The 13,270-nt window shown below is 62.1% G+C and carries 8 protein-coding genes; 2 read left to right on the forward strand and 6 right to left on the reverse strand.

Annotated elements, in window-relative coordinates; translation table 11 throughout:
* Nucleotides 1-7 precede the first annotated feature (7 nt).
* Nucleotides 8-2,221, reverse strand: a complete 2,214-nt coding sequence (gene rlmKL / locus RN346_RS11695; RefSeq protein WP_311962713.1) for a bifunctional 23S rRNA (guanine(2069)-N(7))-methyltransferase RlmK/23S rRNA (guanine(2445)-N(2))-methyltransferase RlmL — start codon at nt 2,219-2,221, stop codon at nt 8-10.
* A 345-nt stretch (nt 2,222-2,566) separates the two neighbouring features.
* Here rlmKL and rmf point away from each other — a divergent pair, with 345 nt between their 5' ends.
* Entirely contained in the window at nt 2,567-2,776 is a 210-nt protein-coding gene (rmf, locus tag RN346_RS11700) for a ribosome modulation factor (RefSeq protein WP_227388219.1), read from the forward strand.
* Nucleotides 2,777-2,884: 108 nt separating this feature from the next.
* Here rmf and RN346_RS11705 read toward each other — a convergent pair whose 3' ends face one another.
* From RN346_RS11705 to RN346_RS11725, 5 genes are all read right to left on the reverse strand, one after another.
* On the reverse strand, nt 2,885-3,898 hold the full coding sequence (locus RN346_RS11705) for a quinone-dependent dihydroorotate dehydrogenase (RefSeq protein ID WP_311961200.1): 1,014 nt from the start codon (nt 3,896-3,898) through the stop codon (nt 2,885-2,887).
* 182 nt (nt 3,899-4,080) lie between these two features.
* Nucleotides 4,081-8,901: an NAD-glutamate dehydrogenase gene (locus RN346_RS11710; RefSeq protein WP_311961201.1), complete on the reverse strand. Its 4,821-nt coding sequence runs from the start codon at nt 8,899-8,901 to the stop codon at nt 4,081-4,083.
* A 151-nt stretch (nt 8,902-9,052) separates the two neighbouring features.
* Nucleotides 9,053-10,156, reverse strand: a complete 1,104-nt coding sequence (gene trmA / locus RN346_RS11715) for a tRNA (uridine(54)-C5)-methyltransferase TrmA (protein WP_311961202.1) — start codon at nt 10,154-10,156, stop codon at nt 9,053-9,055.
* Between the two features lie 36 nt (nt 10,157-10,192).
* Nucleotides 10,193-10,978: a glutamate racemase gene (gene murI, locus RN346_RS11720; RefSeq protein ID WP_263586641.1), complete on the reverse strand. Its 786-nt coding sequence runs from the start codon at nt 10,976-10,978 to the stop codon at nt 10,193-10,195.
* A 101-nt stretch (nt 10,979-11,079) separates the two neighbouring features.
* The gene (locus tag RN346_RS11725; RefSeq protein ID WP_263586640.1) at nt 11,080-11,625 is read right to left on the reverse strand and encodes a hemerythrin domain-containing protein; all 546 of its coding nucleotides are present in this window, start codon (nt 11,623-11,625) and stop codon (nt 11,080-11,082) included.
* Nucleotides 11,626-11,899: 274 nt separating this feature from the next.
* Between RN346_RS11725 and RN346_RS11730 the strand changes: the two genes are divergently transcribed.
* Nucleotides 11,900-13,243 carry a replication-associated recombination protein A gene (locus tag RN346_RS11730; protein ID WP_311961203.1) on the forward strand — a complete coding sequence of 448 codons (1,344 nt, stop codon included), beginning with the start codon at nt 11,900-11,902 and terminating at the stop codon, nt 13,241-13,243.
* Nucleotides 13,244-13,270: the final 27 nt, after the last annotated feature.

Here is a 13,270-nt window from a genome sequence, read left to right on the forward strand (position 1 = left end):
CGCCGTTTTAGACCCGGTGGCGCAGCGTGAAGACGTGGTGCAGATTCGTTCGCCGCTGAAAATCCGGGTCGAAGGTGTTAGCGGTGATCTCTTCCACCAGATAGCGCTCGGTGAGCGCTTCGTCGAGCTTGAAGCGGCGCTGGTTGTTGGAAAACACCAGCGTGCCGCCGGGGGCCAGCCGCGCCATCGCGAGTTCGATCAAGCGCGGGTGGTCGCGCTGCACGTCCAGGGTGTCGCGCATCTTCTTCGAGTTGGAGAAGGTCGGCGGGTCCATGAAGATCAGATCGAACTGGGTATCGGCGCGCTCGAGCCAGCGAAAGCAGTCCTCGCGCACTACCCGGTGGCGGCGCTGGTCGAGATCGTTGAGCGCGAAATTGTCCTTGGCCCACTCCAGATAGGTGTTGGACATGTCCACGCTGACGCTGTCGCTCGCCCCGCCGAGCGCGGCCTGTACCGTGGCGGTCGCGGTGTAGCAGAACAGGTTCAAAAAGCGCTTATCCTGAGCCAGCTCGCCGAGCATACGCCGCACCGGGCGGTGATCCAGAAAAAGCCCGGTGTCCAGGTAGTCACGCAGGTTGACCCACAGCCGGGCATCGCCCTCGCGCACCTCGAAACGCTCACCGCTGGCACCGCGCTTTTGGTACTGGGCGTTGCCAACCTGGCGCTCGCGGCGCTTGATGTAGATGGCGCTTGAATGCACGCCGAGCGCCTCGGGCAGCACTTCGAGCGCATCGAACAGGCGCTTTTGCGCTTGGCCGGCGTTGATCGACTTCGGCGCGGCGTACTCCTGCACGTGCACCTTGTCGCCATAGCGGTCGACGGCCAGCGCGAACTCGGGCATGTCCGCATCGTATATCCGGTAGCAGGTCTCTCCGCTCTGCTTGAGCCACTTCTTCAAGCGCTTCTGGTTCTTGGCCAGCCGGTTGGCGAACATTTGGGCGTTCTCCGAGACCTGGCGCTCGCCGCTTACCGCCTGCGCGGCGGGTTGGCTCTCCCCTTGCTCGATACGCTCATCGCTTTCGCTCGCCTGAGGCGTCGCGTCGATCTCCATCAGCAGCAGCTGGGCGTCGAGCGCGGCGTTTTTCAGCGCGTACTGCTTGTGGGCGCGAAGCCCGAGGCGATGGCCCAGATCCGGGTTGCCGGTAAACACCGCCAGCGTCCAGCCAGGAAAGAGCGCGCGCGCCTTGTCGCCAAGCGTGGCGTACAGGCCGACAAGCTCCGGAAGTTCGCCCAAGCGCTCACCATACGGCGGGTTGGTGATGATCAGGCCGCGCGACTGATCGAGCGCCTCGGGCCGGGTGAGCTGTGACAGACTCTGCCCGGCCAGCTCGATCAGCGCGGGCACGCCGGCGCGCATGGCATTGGCCCGGGCCGAGGAGATTGCCGCCGGGCTCTGATCGAAGCCGTAGAGCGTGGTCTTGCAGCGTTTTCGCCCGATCGAGGCGCGCGCCTGGGCTTCACGCTTGAGCTCCTGCCAGATAGCGACGTCGTGGCCCGCCCAGCCTTCGAAGCCAAAACGCGGGCGATGCAGGTTGGGAGCCTGATCGGCGGCCATCAGGGCCGCCTCGATCAACAGTGTGCCCGAGCCGCAAAGCGGGTCGACCAGCGCCTCCCCTTGCTTGGCGCGCTCAAGCCAACCCGCCCGCACTAAAAGCGCAGCGGCCAGGTTTTCCTTGAGCGGCGCGTGACCGACCTCCTTGCGATAGCCGCGCCGGTGCAGGCTGTCGCCGGAAAGATCGACCCCCAGGGTCAAATTCGCCCGATGAAGATGGGCGTAAAGGCGCAGATCCGGCGTTTTGGTGTCGATGTCCGGGCGCGGCAACCCCGCCAGCGCCAGCGAATCCACTACCGCGTCCTTGACCGTTTGCGCGCCAAAGCGGGTGTGGCGAATCTGGTCGCTGCGCCCGTGAAAATCGACCGCCAGGGTGTTACCGGCGCTAACGTGCGACGGCCAGCTCACGCCGAGCGCAGCACTGTAAAGCTCGGCGGCGCTCTGTACCATCGTCGCGCGCTTGATCACGAGTACGACTCGGTTGGCCAGCCGCGACCAGAGACAGGCGCGGTAAGCGGTTTCGAGATCGGCGCTGAAGTAGACCCCGGCCACCGTGGCCTTGTCCGGACGGGCGCCCAGCGCCAAAAGCTCATCGAGCAGAAGGCTTTCGATGCCTCTGGGGCAGGTGGCTAAAAACTCTAGCGAGGCGTTCTGGCTGGGCTCGGTCATAAGCATCGGCGCGCGTAACCGCGCGAAATTCCTGTATATGGCAAATGTGTTTACGTTCGATGACAATTTGGGGGTCGACAAGGGACCATATCATGGGCTAACAATAAGAGAGTAGCTACTTAAACGCATGCGTACATTGTCAGGGTTTGACGCCGAACGACCAACCTTTGCGTCGACGCAAACCCTTGGCTTGTCGAGTTGTTCCGGGTCGTTATGCACGTGAGTGCCGAACCCGTGGCCCGGAACCTACTCGCTCTTGAAGTAAGCTCCGAGGCTGCTTCCGGTTTTTTTCATCGCGCCGGTTAGCCGCTTCATACCCAAGGCTTTCATAAGAGAGGTCAGCCAATGAAACGACAAAAGCGTGATCGCTTCCAGCGGGCATACGTTCACGGTTACAAAGCGGGTGTCACGGGTCGCTCTCGTGACGATTGCCCAAGCCAGGACATCAATTTACGCGAGTACTGGATGAGCGGTTGGCGTGAAGGTCGCGGTGATCAGTGGGACGGCATGACGGGCGTCTCCGGTATCCATAAAAACCCGATGGTCATGACCTGACCCGGACGTTTTTCAAACGAACCTTCAAAACCAGATTTAACCGACCAAGCCCGCCTGTTTTCAAGCGGGCTTTTTCGTGCCTGACCGCGAGACTTTACTCCTTACCCCTTACCCCTTCGCAAGCGCCTTGGCGCAGCCACTCACAAGTTTGGGGCCTTCATAAATGAGCCCGGAGTAGAGCTGCACGAGATCCGCGCCGGCAGCGAGCTTTTCCTGCGCCTTTTTAGGGCTATCGATGCCGCCGACCCCGATGATGGGCAAGCCCGGCAAGTGCGCGCGCAGCGCGCGAATGATCCGGTTCGAGGGTTCGAACACCGGCCGCCCCGAAAGCCCGCCCGCCTCTTCGGCGTGAACATGACCTTTCACCGCGCTGCGCTCGACGGTGGTATTGGTCGCAATAACGCCGTCAAAAGCGTTACGTGTAATGCTTTGAGCGACCAGCGCGATCTCCTCATCGCTCATGTCCGGAGCGATCTTGATCAAAAGCGGCACCCGGCGCCCGGTTTGCGCATCCAGTTCATTGGCGCGCTCGCGAAGAGGCCCAAGCAGCGCATCGAGCTGGTCGCCGAACTGCAGCGTTCGAAGCCCCGGCGTATTGGGCGAAGAGACGTTCACCGTCACATAGTCCGCCACGCCATGCACTGCCTCCAGGCACGTCAGGTAATCGCCCAGCGCCCCGTCCACCGACGTCGTGAGGTTCTTGCCGATATTGATGCCGACCAGCCCCGCATAGCGGCGCTTTTTGACCTGCTCGACCAGGTGCAGCACGCCCTTGTTGTTGAACCCGAAGCGATTGATGATGGCGCCATGCTTGGCGAGGCGAAACAGGCGCGGCTTGTCGTTGCCCGGCTGGGGTTTGGGCGTCACCGTACCCACCTCGACAAAACCAAAGCCGAGCGCGCCCAGTGCATCCAGGTGATCGGCGTTTTTATCGAGCCCCGCGGCCAGCCCCACGCGGTTGGCGAACCTGAGCCCCATCAGCTCTACCGGATCGCTCACTGCGGGCCCATATAGCCGCTCGACGCCGCCCGCTTGATAGAGCTTGTCCAACGCGGTGAGGGTAAGGCCATGCGCGGTTTCAGGGTCGAGGCGAAACAGCAGCGAGCGGGTGAGCTGATACATCGAGGGCTCCGGGCATTCATCGAAGGGTGGCGATAGCGTAGGCAACAGAATCGGGCGGGAGTATACCTTAAAGCGGTGGGTGTCGCAGAAATGCGCCGAGGCCATGCATCACAACGCGGCATCTGCCCACAAAAAAGCGCGCCCCGCAAAGCGGGGCGCGCCGGGTCAAGCGAGTGGACCGCCTAGCCTTCGCTACCGCTTTCGGCCAGATCGACGAGTTCGCGTACGGCCACGGCAAAGAGCGCAAAGCCGCCCTCGGTGCCGCCGCTCACCTCTTCGATCAAACGGCGCCAGCGGCGGTGAAGGTCCGCGTGCTGCTTGAGCCACTCATCCACCAGCTCCTGGGTATCGCGGCTGCCGGCGTCCATGTTGAGTACGCTGATGGTCAGCGCCAGCTGCTGGCGGTCGATGTCGTCACGGAAGGTTTCCCGCGCCTGGGCCTGCCAGGCATCGCGCACCTCGAGCTGGGTCACCTGACGCGTCATCCAGGGCAGCTCCAGGCGGCTGCCGATTTCGTGGAATACCTCGGCCACGCGCTGGGGCTTTTCGTTGGTGCTGCGCGCGGCGAAGATGATCCCAAGCCCGCCGTAAAGATTGGGCGCGCCGGCCACGGTCGAGGCCAGTGTTTCCGGTACACCCTGCTCGACGAGCTCGTCGCGGCGCTTGAGCCACTGCGTTTGCTCCTCGCCGCTTAGAAGCTCGCCGATGCTCTCCTGAAGCTGCGAAAGCCGCGGCCGGAAGTATTCGATCGCATCCTGGGTGGAGAGCCCCATGTGCAGGCGCACGAACCAGCGCGTCGCGCGGCGGATCAGGCGCATCAAATCAAGCATCATCGAGTACTGAACGCGGTTGGGCACCTGGTTGTCCAGCGCCTCGATCTGGCCCCACAACTCATTGAAGTTGAAGGCGTCGCGGGCAATCACGTAGGCGCGGGTAATGTCCGCGCGGCCCGCGCCGGTAGAGTCGATCAGCCGGCGAATGAACACCACGCCCATGTGATCCACCAGATCGTTGGCGACCTGGGTGGCGACGATTTCACGCTTCAGACGGTGCTCGTACATTTCCTTCTGGTAGCGCTCGACCAAAACGGAGGGAAACAGCCGCTCGAGGTGGCGGTCGATGTAAGGATCGTCCGGCACGTTGGACTCAATCAGATCCCCCTTGAGCGTGCTTTTCGCATAAGACGTCAGCACCGATAGCTCGGGCAGGCGCATGCCTTCGTTATTGCTGGCGCGCTCCTTGAGCACTTCGTCCGAGGGCAAAAACTCGAGTTCACGGTCGATCTGACCGGCGCTTTCGAGCTCGCTGATAAAGCGCCGGTACGGCCCGGAGCCCTGGCGGGAGAGCATTTCAGACAGGTCGATCGACTGGGTCTGACGGTAGTTGTCCAGAACCACGAGCTCGCCGACCTCATCGGTCATCTCGGCGAGCAGCTCGTTGCGCTGCTTCTCGGTCATGTCGCCGCGCTTGACCACCTCGTCGATCAGGATCTTGATGTTGACCTCGTGATCCGAGCAGTTCACGCCGCCGGCGTTGTCGATGAAATCGGTGTAGACGCGCACGCCTTTTGCCGCGGCTTCCATGCGCCCGCGCTGGGTCAAACCGAGGTTGCCGCCCTCGCCCACCACGCGGCAGTTGAGCTCATTACCGTTGATGCGAAGCCCATCGTTGGCCTTGTCGCCCACGTCGGCGTCGGTCTCCTCGGAGCCCTTGACGTAGGTGCCGATACCGCCGTTCCAGATCAGATCGACCTTCGCCTTGAGCATGGCGTTGATGAGCTCGTTAGGCGAGAGCTTGTCGGCCTCGATATCGAAGACCTCAGCCATTTCCGGGGTGATCGTGATCGACTTCGCGCTGCGGCTGAACACGCCGCCGCCCTGGGATATCAGCTCCTGGCTGTAGTCTTCCCAGCTCGAACGGCCCATGTCGAACATTCGCTTGCGCTCGGCAAAAGAGGCGTCGGTATCCGGATTGGGGTCGACGAAGACGTGCAGATGATTGAACGCCCCGACCAGCTGGATCTTGTCGGACAGCAGCATGCCGTTGCCAAACACGTCGCCGGCCATGTCGCCGATGCCGACCACGGTGAAAGGATCACGCTGGGTGTCGAGATCCAGGTTCTTGAAGTGACGCTTGACCGACTCCCAGGCACCGCGCGCGGTGATCGCCATCTTCTTGTGGTCGTAGCCGTTGGCGCCGCCCGAGGCGAAGGCGTCGCCGAGCCAGTGGCCATACTCCAGTGAGATCGCGTTGGCGTAGTCGGAAAACGACGCCGTGCCCTTGTCCGCTGCTACCACCAGATACGTATCGTCCTCGTCGTGGCGCACCACGTTCTGCGGCGGCACCACTTCGCTTCCTTCGAGATTATCGGTCACGTCCAGCAGCGCGCGGATGAAAATCTGATAGCAGGCGATGCCCTCGTTCTGCACGGTTTCGCGGTCGGCGTTTTCCGGCATGCGCTTGCAGACGAAACCGCCCTTGGCGCCGACCGGCACGATCACCGAGTTCTTGACCTGCTGCGCCTTCATCAGCCCCAGCACCTCGGTGCGGTAATCCTCGAGGCGCTCGGACCAGCGCAGCCCGCCGCGCGCGACCTTGCCGCCGCGCAGATGAACACCCTCGACCCGCGGCGAACACATGAAAATTTCGAACATCGGTCGCGGCTTGGGAATGCCGGTCACTTTCGTGGGTTCGAGCTTGTAGGCGATGTAATCCTTGAATTCGCCCTGCTCGGTTCGCTGATAGTAGTTGGTGCGAAGCGTCGCCTTGATCAGCTCCATCAAGCGGCGCAACAGCTGGTCGTCGCTGAGACTCGCCACGCCGTCGAGATGCTCGTTCAGGCGCTCTTCGCAGGCTTGGGTGTCGTGAGACTCGACCTCGGGGTCGAAGCGCTGTTGGAACAACTCGACCAGGCTCTGGGTGATCAACGGGTAGTTGGCAAGCGTGGTGGCGATGTAGTCCTGGGACATGCCAAAGCGAATCTGCTTGAGATAGCGCGCGTAGCCGCGAAGCATCGCGACTTCGCGCCAGTCGAGCCCGGCGCCGAGCACCAGCCGGTTGAAGCTGTCGTTGTCTGCCTGGCCTGCCCAGATGCGCTGGAACGCTTCGCTGAAAATATCGCGCATCTGGCTCATGTCGACCCCGGTGCGCGAATGCTCGAGTTCGAAGTCATGAATCCAGTAGCGCGCGTGGGGGCTTGCGATATCGTAAGGGCGTTCACCCTGCACGCGCAGGCCAAGATTTTCCATCATCGGCAGCACGTCAGAGAGCGGAATCTGACTGTCGCGATGATAGAGCTTCAGGTTCATGCCGCCGACCTGCTCTTCCATCGGCCGGTAGAGCGACAGCGACAGCTTTTTGTCGCCGCGCAGCGTTAACAGGTGCTGGATGTCGAACACCGCGGTGCGGGCGTTGAAGTCCTCGCGGTAGCTTGCCGAAAACGCCTGCTGGAACCGCTCCATCAGCTCGTTAGTGCGCTCTTCGCCAAAGCCCTCGCTCATGGCGTCAAAAAGCTCGTCGCGCCAGCTGCGCGAAAGTCTCGACACCTTGTTCTCGAGCCGTTTCAAATCGTAGGGGGTGGGCGAGTCGCCCTTGAAGCGCAAAATGAGCTGGATGCGCGCCAGCACCGACTCGGAGAGGTAGGTGTTGAAATCGCCAAAGCGGGCGTCGAGCTCGTCGCACAGCATGGTTTGAATGCGCTGACGTAGGTCGGTGGAGAACACGTCCCGCGGCACGAACACCAGGCACGAATAGAACTTGCCGCTCACGTCGGTGCGGATGAACAGGCGCACCTGACGGCGCTCGCGGATATTGAGAATCCCCAGTGCCGTCTCGGCAAGCTGCTCGGTGTCGATCTGGAAAAGATCGTCACGCGGGAAGACTTCCAGAATCTGCAGCAGCTGCTTGCCGTTATGACCGCGCGGGTTGAAGCCCGCAATATCCATCACCGCCTTGAGTTTGCGACGCAATAGCGGGATGTTGCGCGGCGATTCGTTGTACACCGTGGCGGTGAACAGGCCGAAAAAACGCCGCTCGCCGATCACGTTGCCGTCGTCGTCGTAGCGGTCGACGGTGATGTAGTCCGGGTAGGTAGGGCGATGTACGCGACTATGATGCGCACTCTTGGCGAACGACAGAAGTTGCGGTACCAGCACGAAGCCACTTTCGTCGACGCCCTCTTCGGTACGGATGCGCTCGCGGTAGCGCGTCTGATTCAGGCGGAAAACGCCCAGCACGCTATTGGGATCGCGCTCGAGTTCGCCGTCCTTCAGGTAGTACTCGTCGTAGCCCAAAAAGGTAAAGTTGTCTTTCAAGAGCCACTCGAGAAATGCGATGGCCTCTTCGTGGTCGTCCGGGTCGAGCTGCGGCGGGCAGTTTTTCTCGAGCTCCTGAATGGCCGAGGTGATCTGATTGCACATCGGGTCGAAGTCTTCCACCGCGGTGCGCACGTCGCGCAGCACGTTGTGAAGCTTCTCCTCCATATTCGACAGCGCCTGTGGGTCGGTCTGACGATCCACTTCGATGACGATCAGCGACTCTCGCGCCTCCGGGGCGTTCTCGTCGCGCGGCGTGGTCAAGGTCTCGAGGCGATGACGGTCGTCGCGGTCCACGGCGAACACGGCGTTTTGAATCGCGTGAACGGTCAAGCCCCGGCGGTTGAGCTCGATGCGCACCGAATCGACCAGAAACGGCATGTCTTCGTGCAGCACCGCCACGAAGGTGTGGTGCGACTGCCAGCCGTCCTCTTCGAAATCCGGGTTGAAAATGCGCACCTTCGGGCTTTGCGGGTCGTGGTGCAGCAAAAACTGCCAGATCGATAGCGTGGCGCCGTAGAGATCGTCGAGACGGCGGTCGACAAGATCCTCCACCGGGACGGTGGCGTAAAAGTGGCGGGCGAACGCTTCGATACACGCCGCCCGGTCCGGCTCCAGCCGCGCTTCCAGGCGCTCCTGCAGCTGTTTCAAAAGATCTTGTCGACTCTCATCACTCGCAACGTTGTGCATCCATCACCTCGATTGCCTGGGCCGGTGGGGCCAAAACGAACAATAATCGGCCTTGGGGCCACGATTTCCGTTAGCTTACTGTAGCAGCTCGCTCCTCTCTAACCATCTGCCAACTTGCTTATGGAGTATGCCGTACTGGCATCAAGGTCATTTATCGCTTTACCAGCACCACGCCACACTCACAGTGGTGGGTAAACGGGAACTGGTCAAACAGCGCAAAGCGCTCGATGTCGTGGGTTTGCGTCAAAAGCGCGAGATTGTCGGCAAGCGTTTGCGGATTGCAGGAAATATAGACGATCCGCTCGTACTCGCTGATCTGCCGACAGCTCTGCTCATCGAGCCCCGCCCGCGGCGGGTCCACCAGCACGGTCGAAAAATCGAAGCTATCGAGTTCCATCTCGGCGACCCGGCGCCCGGTTTTCTCGCCTTTTAACGCCAGCGAAAACTCCTCGGCGGACATCCGCGCCACCACCGCGTTCTCAATATGGTTAGCCTCGATATTAACGTTAGCACTGGCCACCGACGTACGAGAAATTTCCGTGGCCAGCACGCGGCGAAAATTACTTGCAAGCGCGATGGTGAAGTTGCCGTTACCGCAGTAAAGCTCCACCAGATCGCGCCCGGTTTGATCACGGGTCGCTTGCCTTGCCCACTCGAGCATGGTCTGGCAGATGTGGGCGTTGGGCTGGGTGAAGCTGTTCTCCACCTGCTGGTAGTCGAGGCTGCGCCCCTCCACCGTCAGCCGCTCCCAGACGTGGTCACGCGTCAGCACCAGGCGCTGCTTGCGCGAGCGGCCGATGATCATGATGCCCAACGTCTTCTCCAGCGCCTGCGCCTCAGTTTCCCAGGCCTCGTCGAGCGGTCGGTGGTAGATCAGCGTGACCAGCGCCTCGCCGGAAAGCGTGGTCAAAAACTCGACCTGAAAGAGTCGCCGCCTGAGCGTATCGCTTTGCAAAAACGCCTCTCTAAGCTTCGGCATCAGCGCGTTGATACGCTCGCTGGCCACCGGGTACTGATCCAGACGCACGACCTTTTTATCCTTGGGATCACTCGGGTTGACCTCGAACATGGCGTAAAACAGGTCGTCGCCTTCGTGCCAGATCCGAAACTCGCAGCGCTGACGGTAATGGCTCGGCGGCGACGCGTAGACCTCGAGCGCTGGCGGTGAAAACGGCGCGAACAGCGCCTCGACGAACGTGCGCTTTTCATCGAGCTGCTCATCGTAACGTTGGGGGTCGACAGCGGGAATGGCCAAGGGGGCTCCTTAAAAAGTGATCAGCGCTGCCCTCGCTCAGGGCAGCGACAAGCGGTGCGGGGCCTTGAAACCGAAGGTCTCGAAGCCGCGAACGAGGTGGTCGGCGTCGGCGGTGGTGAAAGAGCGCCCATCCTGAGGGCCGCGGGCGTGGGGCATGACGTCGACGACCCGGCGGGCAATGGCATCGCCGGAGTCGATCCATTGAAGCGGCCCAGGCGCCAGGGTTTCGAGCACCGGCTTCAACAGCGGAAAGTGGGTACAGCCGAGCACCACGGTATCGAGCGGACATGGCGCGGTCACCGCCTGCCAGAGCGGCTCCAGCGCATGCTGCACGCGTGCGTGATCGACGTGTTGGCCGGCAAGCCAGGCCTCGGCCTCGGTGACCAGGGCGTCGGCCGCCACTTTGGTGACTTCGCAGTCGCTGGCGAAGCGCTCGATCAGATCCTGGGTGTAGGGGCGGTGCACCGTGGCGCGGGTAGCCAGAAGGCCGATATGCCGTGTTCGGCTTGCAAGCGCGGCGGGCTTGATGGCGGGCACGGTGCCGATCACCGGAATGTCCAGCGCCTCGCGAAGCCCACTCAGTGCCAGGGTGCTGGCGGTGTTACAGGCCACGACCAGCGCGCTGGCCCGACAGGCGGTGACCGCCGCTTGGCATACGGACAGAATACGTCTGGAGAGCGTAACGTCGTCGCGCAGCCCATAGGGCAACCAGGCGTTATCGCAGGCGTAGCACAGGGGGATATCTGGATGGCGCAAGGTGAGCGAGCGGGCCACCGAAAGCCCACCGACACCAGAATCGAAGATCAGGACGGGCCCGCTCATGGCGCCCCGCCCGGGCCAATGGATGAGTAAGCCACAAGCGCTCTCTGGGTGTTTAAAAGGCGCCAGTTTAACACGCCCGAAAGGCTCGGGCGCGCGTGGTCTTAGAGGTCGGGCACTTCGGCGTTATTGAGCTCGGCGTAAAGCTCGGGATAGGCATTTTGCAGGCGCTCGAGCTCCTGCTGCGCCTTGTCCGGCAGCGCCTGGCGAAGTGCTTCCAGATCCTCGTCAGTGAAGTACTTGTCGATCAACGGGAACAGATGCTCGCGCTCGTGGCGAAGGTAGGTGCGATGGGCGTCGAGGTAGGTGCTCAAGTCCTCGGCGAAACGATCCATCGGCAGCACGTTGTCCATCAGGATCATATCGATATCATCAGAGAGCTGGGCCAGGCTCGGCTTGAGCTGGCGGTAGTCCTCGGCCATCTTCTCCATGAAAGGCAGCTCTTCCGAGGCCTTCTCCTCCAGGCGCTCCACGCAGATCTTTTCCAGAGGTGTGGCGAACTCGTCCATGTAAGCGAGGATGTAGTCCACGACTTCACGCATCAGCTTGAAGTTGGGCCGCTCGCCTTGCACCAGCGTTTTTTGCTTAAGCTGAAGCACATGAAGCATGCGCGCCATATTGGCATGGTCCAGACGCAGTTGATTTAACATGAGCCAAACTCCTTAAATGGTGGTCGAGCCTTACCTTCAAAGTCCCTGTCAAGGCATTGGACACGCGCTGGATAAGCAATGTCTACTACACTGTGACAACTAATTTTTAGCAACTGACCTTTGATAACCTATCTTTAGCAAAAAATCCGTGGCAACGACGGCGCTTCGAGACACCGCGTTACAAAGCGTATGTCCTAAGGTAGCCTGCCGCAACGCGCTTTGCCATAGCAGGACCCGGCGACTCTCGACGCCCTGACGCACGAAGGATAAAGACATGGACCTTTTTGACAGCGCCGAGGCCCCGCCCGCCGACGGCGCCCCCCTCGCCTTTCGCATGCGCCCGCGCCACCTGGACGACTACGTGGGCCAGCAGGCGCTGGTCGGCCCTCATAAACCGCTGCGCCAAATGGTCGAGTCGAAAAGCGTACGCTCGATGATCCTCTGGGGCCCGCCTGGGGTGGGCAAGACCACGCTTGCCGAGCTGTTGGCCCGCGCCTCGGACTCGGCGCTGGAGCAGCTAAGTGCCGTGATGGCCGGGGTGAAGGAGATTCGCGCGGTGGTCGAGCGCGCGCGTCAGACCCGCGCGCAGACGCTGCTCTTTCTGGACGAAATCCATCGCCTCAACAAGAGCCAGCAGGATGCGCTTTTGCCCCACGTCGAATCCGGGCTATTGACGCTGATCGGCGCGACCACCGAAAACCCCTCCTTCGAGGTCAACTCGGCGCTTTTATCCCGCACCCGGGTCTACGTGTTGAAGCCTTTAAGCGAGCAGGAGTTGATCGACGTGATGCGCCAGGCGCTCGAGGACCGCGAGCGCGGATTGGGCCGGCGGTCGATCGAGCTCGAAGAAGGCGTGCTCCAGGCGTTGGCCCGCGCCAGCGCCGGCGACGCGCGCCGGGCGCTGGGGCTTCTCGAGACCGCCTGCGACTTCACCGAGCAGCGCGGCGAGCGGGAAGTGCTGGCAAAGGCGGCGCTTTTGGATGTGATCGGCCACCAGTCCAGCGCCTTCGATAAGCAGGGTGACGCCTACTATGATCTGCTCTCGGCGATCCACAAATCGATTCGCTCCTCGCGCCCGGACGCCGCGCTTCTCTACATGGCGCGCTTCATTCAGGGCGGCGGCGACCCGCTGGACGTGGTGCGAAGGCTCAGCGCCATCGCCTCGGAAGACGTGGGTAACGCCGACCCGCGGGCGCTGCCGCTGGTGATCGCCGCCTGGGATGCTTACCTGCGCCTGGGCGACTACGAGGGCCAGCGGGCGATCGCCCACGCCGCCATTCACCTGGCGGTCGCGCCCAAGAGCAACCGCATCGACCGCGCCTGGAAAGCGGCGCAGTCGTTCGTCAATAGCCAGCCCCAGGTGGACGTGCCGAGCTACCTGAGAAACGCGCCGACGAAGCTAATGGAGGAGCTCGGCCACGGCGAAGGCTACCGCTACGCCCATAATGAGCCCGACGGCTATCCGGCCGGCGACGCCCACGACTGCTGGCCCGAGGCGCTGCCCAAAACGCGCTTTTTCGAACCCAGCACCCAGGGCCAGGAGAAGCGCTTTGCCGAGATCATGGCCTGGCGCGAGGCCAGAGACGAAGAAGCCAACCAGACGCCGGGAAGCGCCTGATTGGCTTTTAGAGACTGACTTTAAAGC

Origin of the sequence: Halomonas sp. PAMB 3232 (genome assembly GCF_031954225.1) — a bacterium.
In the GTDB taxonomy this organism is placed as follows: Bacteria; Pseudomonadota; Gammaproteobacteria; order Pseudomonadales; family Halomonadaceae; genus Vreelandella.